Source organism: Gordonia gummivorans (assembly GCF_022513585.1).
GTDB lineage: Bacteria > Actinomycetota > Actinomycetes > Mycobacteriales > Mycobacteriaceae > Gordonia.
In genome coordinates this window covers 211,017-230,434 of record NZ_JAKWBF010000003.1, presented here as the reverse complement: position 1 = coordinate 230,434, position 19,418 = coordinate 211,017, and the positions used below count along the sequence as shown (strand labels likewise).

The 19,418-nt window shown below is 66.3% G+C and carries 18 protein-coding genes, 1 tRNA gene and 1 other RNA gene; 11 read left to right on the top strand and 9 right to left on the bottom strand.

Going from position 1 to position 19,418, the window contains the following annotated elements:
- Window positions 1-115: 115 nt before the first annotated feature.
- Entirely contained in the window at window positions 116-532 is a 417-nt protein-coding gene (locus tag MKW15_RS04110) for a hypothetical protein (protein WP_240856288.1), read from the bottom strand.
- A 72-nt stretch (window positions 533-604) separates the two neighbouring features.
- Window positions 605-1,681: a D-alanine--D-alanine ligase family protein gene (locus tag MKW15_RS04105; RefSeq protein ID WP_240856287.1), complete on the bottom strand. Its 1,077-nt coding sequence runs from the start codon at window positions 1,679-1,681 to the stop codon at window positions 605-607.
- A 65-nt stretch (window positions 1,682-1,746) separates the two neighbouring features.
- Here MKW15_RS04105 and MKW15_RS04100 point away from each other — a divergent pair, with 65 nt between their 5' ends.
- Window positions 1,747-3,069: a UDP-N-acetylmuramoyl-tripeptide--D-alanyl-D-alanine ligase gene (locus tag MKW15_RS04100; protein ID WP_240856286.1), complete on the top strand. Its 1,323-nt coding sequence runs from the start codon at window positions 1,747-1,749 to the stop codon at window positions 3,067-3,069.
- Window positions 3,070-3,121: 52 nt separating this feature from the next.
- Here the strand turns inward: MKW15_RS04100 and MKW15_RS04095 are convergent, their stop codons facing one another.
- Together MKW15_RS04095 and MKW15_RS04090 are read right to left on the bottom strand one after the other, a co-directional pair.
- Window positions 3,122-3,904 (bottom strand): MerR family transcriptional regulator, encoded by a 783-nt coding sequence (locus MKW15_RS04095; protein WP_240856285.1) that lies wholly within the window; start codon window positions 3,902-3,904, stop codon window positions 3,122-3,124.
- Window positions 3,905-3,943: 39 nt separating this feature from the next.
- On the bottom strand, window positions 3,944-4,384 hold the full coding sequence (locus tag MKW15_RS04090; RefSeq protein ID WP_240856284.1) for a hypothetical protein: 441 nt from the start codon (window positions 4,382-4,384) through the stop codon (window positions 3,944-3,946).
- Between the two features lie 90 nt (window positions 4,385-4,474).
- Between MKW15_RS04090 and tgt the strand changes: the two genes are divergently transcribed.
- Window positions 4,475-5,725 carry a tRNA guanosine(34) transglycosylase Tgt gene (gene tgt / locus MKW15_RS04085; protein WP_240856283.1) on the top strand — a complete coding sequence of 417 codons (1,251 nt, stop codon included), beginning with the start codon at window positions 4,475-4,477 and terminating at the stop codon, window positions 5,723-5,725.
- Window positions 5,726-5,733: 8 nt separating this feature from the next.
- Here the strand turns inward: tgt and MKW15_RS04080 are convergent, their stop codons facing one another.
- Together MKW15_RS04080 and MKW15_RS24350 are read right to left on the bottom strand one after the other, a co-directional pair.
- Window positions 5,734-6,945, bottom strand: a complete 1,212-nt coding sequence (locus MKW15_RS04080; RefSeq protein ID WP_240856282.1) for a DUF1254 domain-containing protein — start codon at window positions 6,943-6,945, stop codon at window positions 5,734-5,736.
- A 45-nt stretch (window positions 6,946-6,990) separates the two neighbouring features.
- The gene (locus MKW15_RS24350) at window positions 6,991-7,113 is read right to left on the bottom strand and encodes a hypothetical protein (protein ID WP_276614560.1); all 123 of its coding nucleotides are present in this window, start codon (window positions 7,111-7,113) and stop codon (window positions 6,991-6,993) included.
- 286 nt (window positions 7,114-7,399) lie between these two features.
- Between MKW15_RS24350 and MKW15_RS04075 the strand changes: the two genes are divergently transcribed.
- Window positions 7,400-8,785 (top strand): hemolysin family protein, encoded by a 1,386-nt coding sequence (locus MKW15_RS04075; RefSeq protein ID WP_240856328.1) that lies wholly within the window; start codon window positions 7,400-7,402, stop codon window positions 8,783-8,785.
- On the top strand, window positions 8,778-9,791 hold the full coding sequence (locus tag MKW15_RS04070) for a hemolysin family protein (RefSeq protein ID WP_240856281.1): 1,014 nt from the start codon (window positions 8,778-8,780) through the stop codon (window positions 9,789-9,791). The genes MKW15_RS04075 and MKW15_RS04070 overlap by 8 nt, the downstream gene beginning before the upstream one ends.
- A gap of 176 nt (window positions 9,792-9,967) precedes the next feature.
- Here the strand turns inward: MKW15_RS04070 and gluQRS are convergent, their stop codons facing one another.
- Window positions 9,968-10,879, bottom strand: a complete 912-nt coding sequence (gene gluQRS, locus MKW15_RS04065; protein ID WP_240856280.1) for a tRNA glutamyl-Q(34) synthetase GluQRS — start codon at window positions 10,877-10,879, stop codon at window positions 9,968-9,970.
- 248 nt (window positions 10,880-11,127) lie between these two features.
- On the opposite strand from gluQRS, the gene MKW15_RS04060 reads away from it, so the two are divergent.
- Complete coding sequence (locus tag MKW15_RS04060; RefSeq protein WP_240856327.1) at window positions 11,128-12,180, top strand: ATP-dependent DNA ligase; 1,053 nt, start codon at window positions 11,128-11,130, stop codon at window positions 12,178-12,180.
- A gap of 1 nt (window position 12,181) precedes the next feature.
- Window positions 12,182-13,267, top strand: coding sequence for a DNA polymerase domain-containing protein (locus tag MKW15_RS04055; protein ID WP_240856279.1), 1,086 nt, complete (start codon window positions 12,182-12,184; stop codon window positions 13,265-13,267).
- Window positions 13,268-13,755: 488 nt separating this feature from the next.
- Here the strand turns inward: MKW15_RS04055 and MKW15_RS04050 are convergent, their stop codons facing one another.
- The gene (locus MKW15_RS04050; protein ID WP_240856278.1) at window positions 13,756-14,694 is read right to left on the bottom strand and encodes a calcium/sodium antiporter; all 939 of its coding nucleotides are present in this window, start codon (window positions 14,692-14,694) and stop codon (window positions 13,756-13,758) included.
- A gap of 81 nt (window positions 14,695-14,775) precedes the next feature.
- Here MKW15_RS04050 and MKW15_RS04045 point away from each other — a divergent pair, with 81 nt between their 5' ends.
- A complete protein-coding gene (locus tag MKW15_RS04045) occupies window positions 14,776-15,867 on the top strand; it encodes an HtaA domain-containing protein (RefSeq protein ID WP_240856277.1) in 1,092 nt (363 codons plus the stop codon).
- Window positions 15,868-16,033: 166 nt separating this feature from the next.
- Here MKW15_RS04045 and MKW15_RS04040 read toward each other — a convergent pair whose 3' ends face one another.
- Complete coding sequence (locus tag MKW15_RS04040; protein ID WP_240856276.1) at window positions 16,034-16,888, bottom strand: NmrA/HSCARG family protein; 855 nt, start codon at window positions 16,886-16,888, stop codon at window positions 16,034-16,036.
- Window positions 16,889-17,064: 176 nt separating this feature from the next.
- On the opposite strand from MKW15_RS04040, the gene MKW15_RS04035 reads away from it, so the two are divergent.
- The 4 genes from MKW15_RS04035 (at window position 17,065) to MKW15_RS04020 (ending at window position 19,404) form a co-directional block, all read left to right on the top strand.
- Complete coding sequence (locus MKW15_RS04035) at window positions 17,065-17,709, top strand: S1 family peptidase (RefSeq protein ID WP_240856275.1); 645 nt, start codon at window positions 17,065-17,067, stop codon at window positions 17,707-17,709.
- Window positions 17,710-17,768: 59 nt separating this feature from the next.
- Window positions 17,769-17,856, top strand: a tRNA-Ser gene (locus tag MKW15_RS04030).
- 114 nt (window positions 17,857-17,970) lie between these two features.
- An RNA gene (ffs, locus tag MKW15_RS04025) (signal recognition particle sRNA small type) lies at window positions 17,971-18,065 on the top strand.
- Window positions 18,066-18,132: 67 nt separating this feature from the next.
- Window positions 18,133-19,404, top strand: a complete 1,272-nt coding sequence (locus tag MKW15_RS04020) for an aminotransferase class I/II-fold pyridoxal phosphate-dependent enzyme (RefSeq protein WP_276614559.1) — start codon at window positions 18,133-18,135, stop codon at window positions 19,402-19,404.
- Window positions 19,405-19,418 lie beyond the last annotated feature (14 nt).

Below are 19,418 nucleotides of genomic sequence, written 5' to 3'. Positions count from 1 at the left end.
ACAACACAACCCTACAGACGGTGTGACCTAGCACGCGACTTTTCACCGACATGTCGCGCGGCCCCGCGAAGTCGAGCCGACACCGAGCGAAGCGAGGCTCGTGTCGAGAGCCCTCTCAGCCGCGATCAACCTTCGAGGTCTTCACCATTTGCACAAAGGCATTTGGCAGCGCAATAGGGTCGACCGGCAGCGTCGACGATGCGTCGGCGCGTGACCAGTCGGCGAGCCAGCGGTCGTCGGCCCGGCCGAGCAGGACCATCGTCGGCGGACAGGGGTCGAGCTCGTCTTTCATTTGCTTGGCGATGCCCATGCCGCCCGCGGGGGTGGCCTCGCCGTCGGCGATCACGGCGTCGATGACGCCGGCGTCGAGCTGGGAGAACACCATCGGTGCCGTCGCGACCTCGATGAAGCTCAGTTCGGGAAGCGCAGGGTCGGGGTGGGTGCCGAGCGCGTTGATGACCTGTGCGCGGGTGTCGGCGTCGTCGGAGTAGACCAGCACACGCAGTGGCCGGGTTGGCGTGGTGTCGGTCACACGGTCGATGCTACGACACGTCGATGCGAATGGCTCCCAACGAGTATCGCGATCCTTGGCGAGTCGAAGGCGTCAGTGCTCGGTCGAGAACCCGACTTTGCGTTGATGCACGGTGAGCGCGAGCGTGACCAGCTGGTCGATCAGATCGGGATAGTTGATGCCCGACGCGTCCCACAGTTTGGGGTACATCGAACCGGGGGTGAAGCCGGGGATGGTGTTCACCTCGTTGAGGAGCCAACCGCGTCCGGACTCCTCGTAGAAGAAGTCGACGCGTGCCATCCCGGTGCAGCGCATCGCGGTGAAGATTCGTGCCGCCAGCTGCTGCACGTCGTGTGCGGCTTCGGGAGACAACGGCGCCGGGATCACCAGCTTTGCGGCGCCGGTGATGTATTTGTCCTCGTAGTCATAGAATTCGCTGCCCGGTTCGATTTCGCCCGGCACCGATGTCTCCGGTGCGGTGTCACCGAGGACGGCCACCTCGATCTCACGGCCGGTCACCGACTCTTCGAGGATGACGACGTTGTCGTAGCGGAGTGCGAGATTGATCGCAGCGTCGAGTTCGCTCTCGTCGTGAGCCTTGCTGATCCCGACCGACGAGCCCAGATTGGCGGGCTTCACGAAGATCGGCAGGCCGAGTTCCTCGACTGCGTGCGTGGTGATGGTGTTCGGGTCGTCGATGCCGTCGCGGAACTCGATCCAGCGGCACTGCGGGATCCCGGCCTGTTCGGCGACGATCTTGGCCATCGCCTTGTCCATGCAGACCGCGGACGACAACACGCCGGCCCCAACGTAGGGCAGGCGGAACAGTTCGAGCATCCCCTGGATGGTCCCGTCCTCGCCGTGCGGTCCGTGCAGCAGCGGGAGCACGACGGTGACCGAGGCATCGGCGTGGCCACGTAGTTCGGTGAGCGGGTCGACGACCGTTCCGGCCACCTCCAAGGCATCGGGCAGCGGCGTTCCGTCGGCGAGTGCAGCCACCGCCTTGTCGTTGCGCAGCCAAGTCCCGTCCTTGGCGATACCGATCGGGACCAGGTCGTACTTGGTGCGGTCGGCGGCGCCGAGCACGTGCGCAGCGGTGACGCGCGAGACGTCGTGTTCGGCGGACGCACCACCGAAGAGGACGACCAGGCGCAGCAACGGAGTGGACATGGGTGTCACGATACGGCCCCGGCGTGGCGTGCTCTCGGCGTGCCGCCTCCGATAGCGTGAACGTCGTGCATGTCATGGCGAGTGAGGTCGCAGCAGCGGTCGGTGGACGGATGGTCGGCGACGACGTCGAGATCGACGGCGTGAGCATCGACTCACGATCGGTGACCAGCGGGCAGTTGTTCGTGCCGATTGTCGCGGCGCGCGACGGGCACGAGTTCGTCCCGTCGGCCATCGGCTCGGGCGCGGTGGCATATCTGAGTTCGGCCGGTGTGGTGCCGGGAGCGGAAGCACGGACCGCCATCGTCGTGGAGGACACCGCTGCAGCGCTCGCCGACCTCGGTGGAGCAATGCGCGACCGCCTCCCCGGGCGGGTGGTCGGGGTGACCGGTTCGGTGGGGAAGACCTCCACCAAAGACCTGCTTGCCGGGGTTCTGTCGACCACCTTCCGGACCACAGCCAGCGCCAAGTCGTTCAACAACGAACTGGGGCTCCCGCTGACCCTGGCCAATGCGCCCGACGACACCGAGGCGGTGGTCGTCGAGATGGGTGCCCGCGGTATCGGGCACATCGACCTGCTGTGCAGCATCGCCCGTCCGACCGTCGGGATCATCACCCGCGTCGAAGGTGTGCACCTGGAGTTGTTCGGCGACATCGAGTCCGTTGCGCGGGCGAAGGGAGAACTCGTCGAGGCGTTGCCGGTCGCCGGCCTCGCGGTGCTCAACGCCGACCACAAGCATGTCGCCGCAATGGCCGACCGCACCGACGCCGCCGTCCTGACCTTCGGCCTGACGGCCGCGGCCGACGTGTACGCCTCGGGCGTCGTGCTCGACGACGAGCTGCGGGCGTCGTTCCGCCTGCACACACCCTGGGGTGAGTCCGACATCCGACTCGGTGCGCGCGGTGAACACCAGGTTCCCAACGCGCTCGCCGCCGTCGCTGCAGCCGGATGGCTGGGCGTGCCGGTCGACGCAATGGCCGACGGCCTGTTCGGCGCCGCGTTGTCTGGGTTGCGGATGGAACTGGTGACCACCGACGGTGGCGTGACGATCCTCAACGATGCCTACAACGCCAACCCGACGTCGATGGTGGCGGCGTTGCGGTCGCTCGTCGCGCTCGACGTTCGCCGGCGGGTGGCGGTGCTCGGCACGATGGCCGAACTCGGCGACGACTCCGCATCCCAACACGAGGCGATCGCACTGCAGGCACGCGAACTCGGTGTCGAGGTGATCGCGGTCGGCGAGCCGTCCTACGGTCCCGACGTCCGGCACGTGCCCGACGTCGAGGCCGCGGTCGCAGAGCTTTCCCGGCTCGAGGCCGGCGACGCGGTGCTCGTCAAGGGCAGTCGCGTCGCGGCACTCGAACGCGTCGCGCAGGCGTTGCTGGACTGACGGCCAATCGGTGCCGTAGATCTACGCCGCAGAGTGACTCGGATCTAGGGCATCAACCAGCATCAAACGCGGCGTTGGCGACGATCACCTCGCGCAGGTAGTTCGCGAGGCCGGGGACTACCGCGTCGTAGTGCTCGGTGAACCGCGGGTCGGCGACGTACATGTCGGCCAGGCACACCTGCATCTCGTGGCTGCAGTCGTAGAACCGCTCGATCGACGCGCGATGCGCTTCGGCCAGCGCATTCGCCTCGTCGGTGCCCGGGTCGACGCCGCGTCGCATGGCGTCGGCGACCCGCGCCTCGAAGGCGTCGGTGTCGGCCTTGATCTGCTGCCAATCGTCCTTGGTGAACGACGACGTGCGCTGCCTGCTCTGCTTCCAGGCGTCGGTGTCGCCCCAGCGTTCCTCCGCCTCGGCGGCGTACTCGTCGCCGAGCCAGTCGTCGCCGAAGATCTCGGCCTGCTCGGCAGCGGTCAACTGGATTCCGGTCTTCTTCGCATTCATGAGTTCCTCCACAGCGGCGACCATCCGGTGCAGGCGATCGATCCGGGCACGGAGTTGATCACGCTGGTCTCCCAGGCGAGTGAGCATGTCGGTGTCCGGATCGTCGAGCAGGGTCGCGATCTGCTCGAGCGGAAAGCCCAGCTCCCGGTAGGTCAGTACCTGGTGGAGACGCTCGATGTCGGCGTCGTCGTAGACGCGGTAGCCCGCGGGCGTCCGGCCCGACGGTGTCACCAATCCGATGCGGTCGTAGTGGTGCAGGGTGCGCACACTCACGCCGACCAGACCGGAGACCCCACCGACGGTGAGGTCGCGTATCTGCTTTCCATCGCTCACATCAGACACTGTCGGGCCTCACGTCGCGTCAGGGTCAAGCTAGGGCGTGAAGCCGACCGCGTCGTTTCCGCGCACGCAGGCGGCCAGCATGCCCTCGATCTCCGACGGCCCGCATGTCCAGCCGTTCACGGTCTGCTGCTCACCGGTGGCGATCTTCGGCCCGTAGTCGGTGGCCAGTTGCTTTGCGGTGTCACAGTTGACGTTGCCGGCGAGGACAAGAATGCGCAGCGATCCGTCGGGACCCGGAATCTTGCCGCACTCCTGGGCGGCACCGCCCGACTTCGATGCCGACGACTCTGCGGCCGACGAGGCCGGACGAGGACCTCCGACCACGGGTGCGCTCGACGACAGGGCGGGTGGCTCGGACGCGGTCGTCGAACTTGCGACCTCCTGTTCGGAGCCGCAACCGAGCAGGGCGAGGCTCAGGGCACCGGCGCCGAGCACGCCGACGGGCAGGATCCGATTTCGGGAAAGCAACATGTGTTTCACCGTAGCGAACCCGGCATCGCACGTGTCCTTCTCCGGGTCGCCGTTTTGGGCCTGATGGAGTGGACCTGCGAAGATGCACCGATGAGCACGACCCCGGCAGACCATGGATTCACCCTCGGTACCCGGCTGCCCGATTCCTTGGGCCGCACCGGGGTGATCAGCACCCCGCACGGCGAGATCCACACTCCCGCATTCGTGCCGGTCGGGACCAAGGCGACGGTCAAGACCGTGCTGCCGGAGTCGGTGGCCGCTCTCGGTGCGCAAGCCGTGTTGGCCAACGCCTACCACCTGTATCTGCAACCGGGACCGGAGATCATCGACGAGGCCGGCGGACTCGGCGCGTTCATGAACTGGCCGGGTCCCACCTACACCGACAGTGGTGGATTTCAGGTGATGTCCCTGGGAGTGGGATTCAAAAAGGTCATCTCGATGGACGCCGACCACACTCCCGACGACGACCTGACCGCCAACGGAAAAGAGCGTCTGTCCCGGGTCGACGACGACGGTGTGACCTTCAAGTCGCATCTCGACGGTTCGGCGCACCGGTTCACGCCCGAGGTGTCGATGCAGATACAGCATCAGCTCGGGGCCGACATCATCTTCGCGTTCGACGAGCTGACCACACTGATGAACACTCGTGAGTACCAGGAGAATTCGTTGGAGCGAACCCGGTTGTGGGCGATTCGCTGTCTCGCCGAACACAATCGGCTGACCGCGGCGCGTTCGCATCGCCCGCTGCAGTCGCTGTGGGCCGTTGTTCAGGGTGCGCAGTACGAGGACCTGCGCCGCAAGGCGGCCCGCGACCTCGTCGAGATGAGCCGACGCGATCAGGCTGAAGGCGGACGCGGATTCGGTGGCTACGGCATCGGGGGCGCGCTCACCAAGGACGACCTCGGAACCATCGTCGGCTGGGTCAACGAGGAACTGCCCGAGGAGTCGCCGAAGCATCTGCTCGGCATCAGCGAACCCGACGACATCTTCACCGCCATCGAGAACGGCGCCGACACCTTCGACTGCGTCTCGCCGACGCGCGTCGCCCGCAATGGAGCCATCTACTCGCTCGACGGTCGGTACAACATCACCAATGCTCGCTACCGCAGAGACTTTCGGCCACTCGACCCCGAGATCGACAACTACACATCGCAATACAGCCGCGCGTACCTGCATCACCTGTTCAAGGCGAAAGAAGGACTCGCCGCGACGCTGGCGACACTGCACAACGTGTCGTTCGTCGTCCAACTCGTCGACGGAGCACGGCAAGCCATCGTCGACGGCCGGTTCTTCGAGTATCGCGACGAGTTCCTTGGGCGGTACTACGCCGGGTCGCGCTGAGTTCCCGTTTACCCCACCGGTTTCGGTGATGGCGGGAACCACTGCAGATCGGTCGGCACGTACTGCCGGACGATGAGCCGGAATCCGCCCCTCGGTGCGGGCAGCCAGTTCGGGAACATCCGCACGTCGCGCGGCGCCGTCGACGACAACACGATGTCGACAGATCCGTCGCGGTTGCGGGTCAGCGCGGCCGGGTTGCTGCCCAATGAGTAGCGCCCGATCAGGTTGGGTACCAAGAAGTTTGACGTGTCGTACATCGTGACCGACCACCATCCGCCACGGCCTGGATCGACGGGGACCAGCGGACTGCGGGCGGGTAGGTGGATGACATACCGCTTCGACCCGGTGAGCGCGGCGCCCGTGCTGTCGGTCGCGCTCAGGAAGTACCTCGACTCGATCTCCTCGTTGGCGGCCAGCGCCCACCGGGCGACGGCAGCGCGCGTCGAGAAGTCGGTCCCGAAATGGCCGGCTGTCGCCAGCGTCGTCCACGCGCCGCGGTGAATGAGGTCGTTGCCCACCGCGTCGTCGACGGCTCGGGTGCCCGCTGCCATGCCTGCCGCGAGAGCGTCGGCGTGTGGTCCGGCACTCGGCCGGGCGCCCGGCCGCACGCCGACGCTGGCCAACGACGCCACCGCCGCTCGATCGGCCGCCGGCGGCGGGTTCGAGGCAAGCACATCGGCGAGTTCGTCGAAGAACACCGTGCCGTTCGCGTTGAGCTTCTGGGGAGAACGTCCGGTGCAGGTCGGGGTCTTCAGACGCGGTGGCACCGCTGCCGGATAGCCGATTCGCTTCCCGACGCTCAGCCGGGTCTGGGCCTGCAACACCTGGGCGAGCGGACGCTGGTTGCCGGTCGCGAGTATCCGGCCGAGCATCCACACATCCCACGTCGTCGACGGCAGACGTCGTGAGCCCGCAGGTATCGGCCCGCGATAGCCCGGTGGAACGACGGTCACCGACGTCGGACCGAAACCGGCGGTCCGGCTGCCGACGTTGCCGATGACGTTGGTGTACATGTCCAAGAACTGCAGAACGACGTAGCGCCCGTGGGACGCGGGATGGCTCAGGGTCACCGGGCCGCGGCGGAGATCGAGAAAAGCGTTGCTGTACAGCGTGTCCGAGTTCGGTGCGACGATCTGCCGGATCAACGGGTTGGCGGTGATCGGGAGGTTGATCAGCGTGTTCGGGGCGCGGTTGCACAGCAGGGTGGATCGGGTTCGCACGACGGCGACGGGAGCCACGCCGTAGATGTAGCCGTTGGTCGCTGCCTAGGCCGCCGACGCGGCGGGCGCTGCCTGGGCCGGCGTTGGTACCGACATCGTGCCGACTCCGGCCAGCAGAGCGGTGACGAGGATGGTCGCCGCTCGCACCCGAATCCGTGGTCGTCTCATCGGGTTCTCCCTGTCAGGTGTGTACGTGCGGTTGTGAACGCGAACTCTATCGGCATCGGGGCGAGCGAAGCGACGGGGCAGTTTGTCCGTTGGCCGCGGGACTGGTCATTGTGGCCAGGAACTCTCGTCGCCCAAAAGTCGTTGAGTTTGCGAAGGTGCTCGTTCTTCAGGCACCCTGGAATTCTCTTGACCATCTCTTTACGAAAGCAGCGATGAGACGACGCGCCAAGCGCCGAAAACGCCGACGACGACGATCTACCTCTTCTGGTGACTGGGCGGCATCATGCTGCTGACCCTGCTCGGAATCTTCATCGGCATCCTCGTGGTCGCCGCGATCACCGCGCTGACCGGCTATTTTGTGGCCCAGGAATTCGCCTACATGGCGGTCGACCGGTCGCGACTCAAGGCGCGTGCCGCCTCCGGTGACGCCGCCGCACGCCGTGCCCTGTCGGTCACGCGTCGAACGTCGTTCATGCTCTCGGGCGCGCAATTGGGGATCACCGTCACCGGTCTTCTCGTGGGTTACGTGGCCGAGCCGCTCATCGGCAGCGGGGTCGGTGACCTGCTCGGCGACGCGGGAATTCCAGTCGGTATCGGTGTCGCGATCGGCACCGTGATCGCCCTCCTGTTCTCCACCGTCGTCCAGATGGTCGCCGGTGAGCTGTTCCCGAAGAACCTCGCGATCGCCCGGCCCGAACCGGTCGCCCGCTGGCTCGCACGCTCGACAACCGCGTATCTCGCCGTGTTCGGCTGGCTGATCGCGCTCTTCGACAAGTCGTCGAATCTGCTCCTGCGCGCGCTGCGCATCGAACCCGTACACGACGTCGAGCATTCGGCGTCGGTGCGCGACCTCGAGCACATCGTCGCCGAGTCTCGCGACGCGGGTGAGCTGCCCGCCGACCTGTCGGTCCTCCTGGATCGGGTGCTCGACTTCCCGACCCGAACCGCGGAACACGCCATGATCCCGCGCCCGGCCGTCGACCATCTCGACGGCGCGACGCCGGCGTCGGAGGTCATCGCGGCGATGAGCACCGGGCACACGCGCTACCCGGTGATCGACCAGACCGGTGACGAGGTCGGAGGCATCGTGCACCTGCACGACGTGCTCGAGTGGTCGGATGCCGTGAAAAACCGTCCCGCACAATCGGACCCAGATGCGACCGCCGACGACCTGTCCCGAGCCGCGGTCGTCGTGCCGTCGACCCTGCCGCTGCCCGAGGTTCTCGAACAACTCGCGGCTGCCGACGACGAAATGGCGGTCGTCATCGACGAATACGGCGGATTCGCCGGCATCGTGACCGCCGAGGACATCGCCGAAGAAGTTGTCGGCGAGATCGACGACGAACACGACGACGTGTCGTCAGATGCCATCGCACGCGCCGACGACGGGTGGCGCGTCCGTGGCGACGCGCACCTTGACGAGGTGTCGCGGACGATCGGTCGTGACCTGCCAGAAGGTGACTACGAAACCGTCTCCGGTCTGGTCATCGCGACCTTTGTGGGACTGCCGAAAGTCGGCGATCAGGTGACGATCGAACTCGCTCCCGATGCCGCCGCCCTCGCCGACGACGAGAACACGCCGAACGAACACATCGTGGCGACCGTTCTCGAGGTGCGCAGACACGTGCCATCGCTGGTGCTGCTGGCACAACCGGAGGCCGACGATGAGTAATCCCTGGGTCGTGTTGGTCGCCACCGTCGCGTTGATCGCGGCAAGCGCCTTCTTCGTGGCGGTCGAGTTCGCACTGATCGCTGCCCGCCGTCACCGGTTGGAGGATGCGGCGTCGACGAGTCGGAGCGCTCGCGCGGCGTTGCGGAGTGCCTCCGAGTTGTCGGTGCTGCTCGCCGGATCTCAGCTGGGCATCACGTTGTGCACGCTGGCGCTCGGTGCGATCACCAAACCCGCTGTGCACCAATGGCTCACGCCCGCCATCTCCGGGTGGGGCGCGCCCTTGTGGTTGGCCGATGTCGCGGGCTTTGTGCTGGCGCTGATCGTCGTCACGTTCTTACACCTCGTGGTCGGCGAGATGGCGCCCAAGTCGTGGGCGATCGCCCATCCGGAACGTTCGGCGATCTTGCTGGCCGTGCCGATGCGTGCCTTCATGTGGGTGACGCGGCCGGTGATCGTGCAGCTCAACCGCCTGGCCAACTGGTGCCTGCGCAAGGTGGGCGTGGACCCGGTCGACCAGGTCGCAACCGGCCAGGACAGCGACGCTCTGAAGCATCTCGTGGAACACTCCGCGACGGTCGGCACGCTCGACGAGCGGTATCACGCGCACCTCACGAGTGCGCTGGAACTCGAGTCACTGACGGTCGGCGACGTGGTCGCGTCGGAGAACACGGCGCTGGTCGGCACGGTGACCCCGGACGCCACCGCCGATGCGATCCAGACCGCCGCACGAACGTCGGGCCATCAGCGGTTGTTGGTGCTGCCAAAGGAGGCTGGGGCGTCGGTCGAGGGTGTTGTGCACGTGCGTGACAGCTTGCGGTCCAACGCCTGCGCCGCCGAACTGATGCGTCCGGTCCTGTCGGTACCGTCCGACGAACCGGTATACGCCGCGCTCGCCACCATGCGTCGCACCCGCACTCACCTCGCGTTGGTCACCGATGACGGCCGGGCGGTCGGGCTGATCACGCTCAACGACGTGCTGCAGCGGCTGCTCTCGACCGCGCACTGACGCGTCGTATTGACCAACGAGCACCCGAAGGCAGGTTGCTGTATCGGCCTGGAATCCGCCCCGGAAACCTGCCGCTGATTTCCACCCTCCGAGGTGCGGCTGCGGGCGAAACGCCGGTATTGGCGGCGTGTCGCGGGGGGTAGTGCGGGGCGGTTCTCGGGGGGGCGTGGGTGCCGTCAGCCCCATTCGTCGGCGGTGAAAATCCAGGGCTCCCGGGGTAGCCGTTCAGGGTCGAATCGCTGCGCCAGGACGTTCACCCCGACCGCCTCGTCGCGTCCACCGAGACCGAGTGAGCACGCGATCCGACTGAGCACGGTCGCCACCGGAACGCCTGCGTCGGCAAGGTCGGGGAGCGTGATGGCGCCGTCGCGTTTGCTCAGCCGAACATGCTCGGCGTTGAGCACCATCGGGACGTGTGCGTAGGTCGGCGGGGTCGCGCCGAGCAGCGTCGCCAGATACGCCTGACGCGGCGCCGACGAGAGCAGGTCGTCGCCGCGGACCACTTGGTCGACTCCCTGTGCGGCGTCGTCGACGACGACTGCGAGGTTGTAGGCGGGGGTCCCGTCGTTGCGTTGCACCACGAAGTCGTCGACCACTCCCTCATACGTTCCGTGCAGCATATCGTCGACCGTGAAATGCGTTACCTCGGAACGTATTCGGATTGCGGGCGGACGTCCGGAGGAGCGACGATCAGCCCTCTGTGCCTCGGTGAGGTCGCGACAGGTACCCGGGTAGGCACCCTGCGGTGCGTGCGGCGCGGAGGGCGCCTCGAGGATCTCGCGTCGCGTGCAGTAGCACTCGAAGGTGCGGCTTTGTGCCTGCAGGCGGTCGATCACCGCTCGATACGTCGCCAGGCGGTCGGTTTGATAGATGACCGGCGGCTCCCAGTCGATCCCCATCGAGGTCAGGTCGGCGATCTGGCGTTGATCCGAACCGGCAGCGCTACGATCCAGGTTTTCCATTCGCAGGAGGAAACGCCGTCCGCTGGTGCGCGCGAACAGCCACGCGAGCAACGCCGTGCGGAGATTGCCGACGTGGAGATCTCCCGAAGGAGACGGCGCAAAGCGTCCGGCGTTGGGGTCAGGCATCGACGACGAGATTACCGTCGGGGCGAGCGAAGCGACGGGGGAAGTCGGGGCGAGCGAAGCGACGGGGGAAGTCGGGGCGAGCGAAGCGACGGGGGAAGTCGGGGCGAGCGAAGCGACGGGGGAAGTCGGGGCGAGCGAAGCGACGGGAGAAGTCACCGCAGCGATGAGATCCGCCGCGCAGCCCGGTCTGTCTTGGCGACCCGCCGCGCCGTTGCGGTTTGTTCGACGAGTGAGGAACGATGGCACCCATGGATCTCCCGGTCATGCCGCCGGTCGCGCCGATGCTGGCGAAGGCGGTCACAGCGGTTCCCGATCAACCCGATGGCGCGCCCGTCTGGTCGTACGAACCCAAATGGGATGGCTTTCGGGCTTTGATCTTTCGCGATGGCGACGAGGTGAGCATCGGATCGCGGGGCGGTAAGGATCTGGCCCGCTACTTCCCGGAGATCGTCGCGGCGGCCCGCGAAGAACTGCCCGACAAGGTGGTGCTCGACGGGGAGATCGGCGTTCCCGCGCTCACCGGCGACACCCACCGTCTGGATTGGGACACGCTGGCGCAACGCATTCATCCGGCTGCCTCGCGGGTGAACATGCTGGCCGAAACCACGCCGGCCATCTTCATCGGCTTTGATGCTCTCGCGCTGGAATCGGCGAGTCTGATGGACGAACCCTTCGAGGTCCGACGCGAGGCGCTGCTGCGCGCGGTCGTCGAACCCGGCCGTGATCGGCGGTTCCACGTCAGTCGGGTGACGACCGACCCTACCGTCGCGCAGGACTGGTTCTCGGCGTTCGAGGGTGCCGGGCTCGACGGCGTGGTCGGCAAACGGCTCGACGGTCGATATCTGCAGAACAAGCGGGAAATGGTCAAGGTCAAGCACAAGCGGACCGCGGACTGTGTGATCATCGGCTACCGCGTACACAAGAGCGGAACTGGTCTCGGATCAATGCTGCTCGGTCTCTACACCGACGACGGCGACCTGCACATGGTCGGCGGCGCGGGTGCCTTCTCCGACGCCAAACGCATTGAGCTGCAGGAGATGTTCGAGCCGATGCGCAAGGACCCGGACAAGCCGTCGCTGGGTGAACCCACGCGATGGCGCTCGGAGAAGTCGGGGGAGTGGATACCGATCCGGCCAGAACTGGTGGCGGAGTTCGCCTACGACCAGATGGAGAACCACCGGTTCCGGCACACGGTGAAGTTCCTGCGGTGGCGACCCGACCGGGAACCGGAGAGCTGTGGCTACGACCAGCTCGAGGTGCCGCTCACCTACGACCTACACGACGTCCTGGAAGGGTCTTGAGATGGCATCCCGTTCTCCCGCAGAGGAACTCGACGTCGACGGTGTCGCGGTGCGACTCAGCAACCCCGACAAGATCTACTTCCCCGAACTCGGTGAGAACGGTGGCCGCAAACGGGATCTCGTCGGATATTACCGAAGCATGGCGCTCGGGGATGGGGCGCCGGAATACGGCCCGATCATGCGGGCACTCCGAGATCGTCCGACCTTCCTGCAGCGTTTCCCCGACGGCGTCGAGGGGGAGGAGATCTATCAGAAGCACATCGCCAAGAAGCGGCCCGAGCATGTGCAATCGACTCGAATTGTCTTTCCCTCCAAGCGAACCGGGGATGCGATCCGTCCGACCATCCCCGCCGACATCGTCTGGGCCGCCAATCTCGGAACGGTGACGTTTCATTCGTGGCCCACGCTGGACGGCGACAACGATCATCCCGACCAGCTGCGCATCGACCTCGACCCGCAACCCGGCACCACCTTCGACGATGTGCGCCGCGTCGCGATCGACGGACTGCGGCCGCTCCTGGAGGAGCTGGGCTACACGGGCTATCCAAAGACCTCCGGCGGCCGTGGCGTACACGTGTACGTGCCGATCGAACCCACGTGGGATTTCATCGCGACCCGCCGCGCGGTGATCGCATTGGCCCGTGAACTCGAACGTCGACAACCGGATTCGGTGACAACGTCGTGGTGGAAGGAAGAGCGCGGCGAGCGTATCTTCATCGACTTCAACCAGAACGCCCGCGACCGGACGATGGCCTCGCCTTACTCGGTGCGGCGCAGTCCGACCGGCCGGGTGTCGACGCCGGTGACGTGGGCAGAGCTTGCCGACGTCGATCCGGAGGACTGCACGATGGCCACCGTTCCCAAGCTCGTCGCCGACCGCGGCGACCCGTGGGCCGACATCGCCGGCCACCGCCGAGGCCTGGAACCACTACTCGAGATGGTGGCCGCCGACGACGCGAACGGCTTGGGCGACATGCCCTATCCACCGAGCTACCCGAAGATGCCCGGCGAACCGCCACGGGTACAGCCGAGCAAGAAGGTCGCCGACCACTGGGACGAGAAGGGCAACCGCATCGAGGGCACCTGACCGTGCGTCCCAATCCGTTGACCGTGCGTCGAAAACCGCTGACTGGGCGTCGAAAACCGCTGACTGGGCTTCGAAAACCGCTTACCGTGCGTCTTGACCCGAAGAGTTCGGTGACTAGCGCTCTGACCTGCACACAAGCGTCCACCACCCCACCGCTCTGAGGTGCCCGAGGCGCCAGGCGAGGGATGCCTCGAAGGGCAGGCGAACGGGCCACGTCAGCGAGGCGCCGGACCACTGAAAGTAGGGGAAGGTTCTTCCCCTACTTTCTGCCCCTGCTTGTTGAGTCGTCCGCGAGAAAATTCGCGGGGAGGACTCCAGGGGTAGGGGACGAGTTTCTTCCCCTATTTTCGTGGATCATCGTCGCCGCGTCGCGCTCCACGGCCTCTTCCCGCCTCCACGATCGCCGCCGCAGGCGGCGGGTGGGTCGCTGACTCGAAGGGTTGGTGACCAGCCCCGCTGACCTGTGATCCTTGACCGTGGACGGGTATTCAGGTGCGAAGTGCGATGACCAGTGTCAGGTACACGAGGTAGGTCGCCACAAACGCGATGCCCTCCAGGCGGGACACGCGTCGACCCGTGATGAAGACGGGAATGCAGAGCAGCGCGACCCCGGTCATCAGCGGTATGTCGACGTGGATGAGATCGTCGGTGATCGCCAGTGGTCGCACGAGAGCAGCTGTTCCGAGAATGAAGGTGATGTTGTAGACGCTCGACCCGATCAGGTTGCCGATTGCCAGATCTCGATCTCCTCGAATGGTCGAGACGACCGTCGTCACGAACTCGGGCGCCGACGTTCCGATCGCGATAACCGTCAGACCGATGAGCGCCTCGCTGATGCCGAGGTCGGTGGCGACCCGCACGGATCCGTCGACCAGCCAGTCCGCCGCGATCACCACGATCACGATCCCCGCGATCAACTGGGCTGACCGCTGCCACATCGGGCCCTGATCGGGTGTGTCGTCGGTGGTCGACGGTGTGCGCGACGTCAGTTCACCACGAACGGCAGCGACGGTATAGCCGATGGCGACCGCGAGCAGAAGAACGCCGTCGAACCTCGACAATGTGCCGTTGAAGCAGAGCACGAGCAGCAGTACCGCACTCACGGCCATCACGGGCAGGTCGAGTCGCAGCGTCTGGCGGCCGAGCGCGAGCGGCAGCATCGCGGCTGACAGGCCGAGGATGAGCAGGATGTTGACCATGTTGGTGCCGGCGATGTTCCCCACCGCAAGGGGGCCCGCATCGTTGAGTGTCGCGTCGATGCCGATTGCCAGTTCGGGCAGGCTGGTGCCGATCGAGACGACTGTCAGCCCGATCAGCAGCGGAGAGATACCCAGGCGCGCGGCGATCGCGGTACCGCTGCGGACGAGCAACTCGGCGCCGAGAATCAGGCCACCGAGACCTGCGACGACGAGCACGTACTCGGTCATGCGTTGACCTTAACCAACCTGAGTCGATCACCGGGACCTTGGTCGCTACCGCCCGACCAGCCCTCACGTTAGGGTGCCCTCATGCACCGTCGCATCGGAGTCCTGTGCGCGATCCTCGCCGCACTGGCAATCGTGGTCCTGCCCGCTCCCGGCATTGTCGGCCAGTCGCATGGGGCGCCGGCCTTCCGGCCGCAGATCGAGGTCTTTGCGGCCGACGGTGTCACGCCGATCGGTTCCACCGTCGTTCACCCCGGAGATACGTTGGTGGTCAAGGGGAGTGGCTTCGACCCCAACGCCAACCGCGACGGCGGCTTCCCGCTTCCGGTGCCGCCGGGTGTGCCGCACGGTACCTTCATCGCCTTCGGTGCTTTCGCGCCAACGTGGAAGCCGTCGGCAGGTGCACCTGAGTCGGCTCGCGCCACCAACCGGTCGGGCGTCAAGTGGGCGCTGTCGCGCTCGGCACTCGCGCAGGTGCCGTCGGCCCCGTTCGACATGCGCCGCACCATCCGCCAGCAGTGGGTGCCGCTGTCACCGCGCGGAACGTTCACGGCTCGCGTCGTGGCGAGCACGCCGAAAACCGTTCCCGCGGGCGCACGATACGGCATCTACACCTACGGTGCAGCGGGCGCGGTCAACGCCGCCCAGGAACTCAGCGTGCCCATCCGGTACTCCACCGCACCCGGACCCAACACACCGAAACCTGCACCGCGAAACCTGATCTGGGCCTACTCGCCGACCTTCTACCAGACCGTCACCGGCCGGCTGCAAGGCAGTGTGTACGGCGTTGACGGTGCAGCCGTGGACGACGCGCACCGGCTCACCTTCGCCCTGCGCGACGGCGCGGTGCGCGACGGCAACGGTGTGCTGCGATACCGCGGAACAGTTGTGGCGCACACCAGGTTCCACCTCCTCGAGATTGCGATGTCCGACCCCATCATCCGGGTCACGAATGGCCGCGGTGTCCTGAGCATGCGGACCTCGACGACCAACGTGAACGGCACCGACCGCATGCGCCGGGTCGACATCGCCGACGTAGACCTGCATCAGATCGGCAACGGTTCCGATGTGTTCGGTGCGTCCGTGCGTTTCCGGCCGGGGATCACGCCCGAAGCGTTGGCCGCACTGAGCATGGGACCCGCGTCGCCGTTGGACCTCGCCTTCCCGACCAATTAGTGGCAATTTCTGCGGCCTCGTCCCGGAGGAAGTGTCTTCCCCTACCCTTGGAGTTCTCCCCGCACATTTTCGCGGGGACGACTTGGAAGTTAGGGGAGGAAGTTCTTCCCCTTAATTTTGCGGGCACGACGCAAGCGCATTTGCCCAGGTCAGCGGGATTGGTCACCTAACTCTTCGAGAGCGCCCCGACCGCCCACTCGGCAAAGGACTGCCATCCGACGTCGGGGAAGCGTGCATGCAGGGCGGGGATGTCCGCGCTGTAGCCGTCGCCGCTGAGGAAGGTGAACATCGCCCGCATGTCGGGTGATGAGATGCGTTCGGGGTCATAGGATTCGGCGTGCACCGGCCGTCCGAGAACCTCGCTGAGGGTGGTGGCCATCCCGGCGGGGGTGGGTGCGTCGGAGGCGATGTCGAAGCGCTCGCCGGCATGGGCTTGCGGATCCGCGAACAGCGTCGCGACAAACCGGCCCAGGTCGCGTCGCGAAAGTTGTTGCAGCTCTTTGTCGGCGGGCATGGCGATGGGCATCACGCCCGCGGCGAGGGCGTCGGCTCCGCCGAGGAGGTTGTCGTAGAAGTAGGTCGGGCCGACGATGGTGTGCGGGAGGTCGCTCTGCGCCAACAACTTCTCGACCTCGAACTTACTCTCGAAATGCGGTACTCCCGTACCGAGGTTCGCGCTCGCCACCGATGAGAACACCAAGTAGGGCACCGCGGCCTGTTTCGACGCGGCGATGAGCGCGGTGCCCTGGGTGATCTCCGCGTCGACGCCGGTCTCGAACGGCGTGGTGAGTCCGAAGACGCCGGCGGCCCCGTCGAAGGCCTCGGTCAGTCCGTTTCCGGTCACCATGTCGCCGACCGCGAGTTCGACGCCACGCTCGGCCAGTCGTACTGCTCGCGCCGATTCTGCGTCGCGCACAACGGCCCGCACGGGTCGGCCGGCGTCGAGCAGCGCATCGACCACCGCTCCTCCCTGTCCACCGGTGGCTCCCAGGATCACGTATGGCGCGTTGTGGTCGGTCATGACTCCACCCTAGCCCGCGCCTCGTTCAGCAAAGCCGTGGTTTAATACCGCGAATAGTTGGGGCTACTGGTGTCAGTGTGACGCTGGTACCGTCGTCGGCAAGGTGATCTCCTCGAGAGCCCCGCGCTCGATGACGATCCGATGAGAACGGACCAATGACGATGAGGGGATCACACATGCGTATGAAGTTTCTGGCCGGAGCGCTGCTGTCTGTCGGAGCATTGGTGGCCGCACCCGCGGTCACAGCCGAAGCGGCACCCGCCCTGACCGTGCGGTCAGGCATGGAGATCGACGTCGAGGAGACGATCGTGACGGCCAGCGAATGCACGCTCGGCGCAGTCCTCTCGCCCCGCAAGGCACTCACCGCGGGCCACTGCGGCGAGGTCGGCCGCGGGGTCTACGACGCCCGCGGAAACCGGATCGGAACCATCACCGCCAATCGCATCGCCAAGGGCCTCGACATCGCCGTGATCACCCTGGTGCCGCGGGCGCGCGTCCAGATCGACCGCATCAACTGGTCCGGCCAGTTCTTCCGCGGCCAGCCGGTCAGCAAGAACGGCGTGACCACAGGTTTCGGTCGCGGTGTGGTGACCGACCCCAAGCCGACCAAGCGGACGGCCCGCGGATTCGTCTACGCGCCGCCGTTCCTGCTGCAGCACTCGACGATCAGCATCCGGACCAGCCTGCTATCGAAGGCCGGGGACAGCGGGTCGGGAGTGCGCGACGCGAGCGGCCGCATCGTCGGCATCGTGTCGTCCGGGGCGTCGGATCGCGCCACCGCCGTCGCGCCGGTCTCGTACCTGCCGGGCTACCTCCGCTAGACCTACGCGGGACAGTCGGTTTTGGGCCGCGGTGCCCGGACCGCTATCATCGCGGAGTTGGAGGATTCGCCTAGTGGCCTATGGCGCTCGCCTGGAACGCGGGTTGGGTTAACGCCCTCAGGGGTTCAAATCCCCTATCCTCCGCCAGATGATGCAACATCAGACCCCCGGGCACGCGCGAGCGTGACCGGGGGTTTCTGCATCTGCGCACCGTGATCTCGGGTCAGTGACGTCGGCCGAAATCGGGTGGGTACACTTGTCTCCGGATCCCGCGCGGCGTGCATCCTGTGAACTCCCCCAGGGCCGGAAGGCAGCAAGGGTCAACGGGCTCTCTCGGGTGCGCGGGGTCCCCTATCCCCGACACGATCATCCAGGTTTGCGGCGTCGGCCACCCGCACCGACGTTGCGGCGAGAGGGCCAACGTTGAACTTCCATTCGATGAGTTCGGATCAACTTCACGCCACCGCGCAGGATCTGCGAAAGCTCTATGACGAGCTGTGCGCAGCCGGCCTCAAACTCGACCTCACCCGCGGCAAGCCGGCGCCCGAGCAACTGGACCTCTCGAACGATCTGCTGTCGCTGCCGGGTGACGAGTACAAGGACTCCGCGGGCACCGACACTCGCAACTACGGCGGCATCAACGGCCTGCCGGAGCTGCGCGAGATCTTCGGCGAACTACTCGCCGTCGACCCCAAGAACCTGATCGCCTTCGGCAACTCCAGCCTCGAGCTGATGCACGACCTCACCGCGTTCGCGTTGCTGACCGGAACCCAGGACTCCGATGCCCCATGGCACGGACAGAAGGTGAAGTTCCTGTGCCCGGCCCCCGGATACGACCGGCACTTCGCCATCACCGAGACCTACGGCATCGAGATGATCGAGGTGCCGATGCTGCCGAACGGCCCCGACGTGGACGCGTGTGCCGAGTTGACGCGCAACGACCCGAGCATCAAGGGCATGTGGGCGGTACCCACGTACTCCAACCCCACCGGTGTCACCTTCACCGAGGAGGTCACCCGTGGGCTCCTGGAGATGCCGGCCGCACCGGACTTCCGCATCTACTGGGACAACGCCTACGCCGTGCACACCCTCGTCGACGCACCGCCCACGCCGCTGCCCGTGATCGACATGGCCGCGCAGGCCGGGAATCCGAATCGCGTGTATGTGCTGGGCTCGACGTCCAAGATCACCTTCGCCGGTGCAGGCGTTGCGTTCTTCGGCTCGTCGCCCGCGAACGTCGACTGGTTCGCCAAGCATCTGTCGTTCACGACGATCGGCCCCGACAAGGTCAACCAGCTCCGGCATGCGCGCTTCTTCGGCGACGCCGCCGGGGTGCGCGCCCACATGGCCCGCCATCGCGAGATCCTCGCGCCCAAGTTCAAGCTGGTGCTCGAAATCCTCGCCGACCGCCTCGCCGAGTCCAAGGTCGCGGCGTGGTCGGAACCCGAGGGTGGCTACTTCATCAACCTCGACGTGCTCGACGGTGCCGCCAAGCGGACCATCCAGCTGGCCAAGGAAGCGGGCATCGCGCTGACCGCGGCGGGGTCGACCTACCCGTACAAGAACGATCCCTACGACCGCAACATCCGTCTCGCGCCGACCTTTCCGAGCACCGACGACCTGCGCGTCGCCATGGATGGGGTCTCCACCTGCGTGCTGTTGGCGGCCACCGAGACGTTGCTCGAGAAGGACTGATCACACCGGTCGGT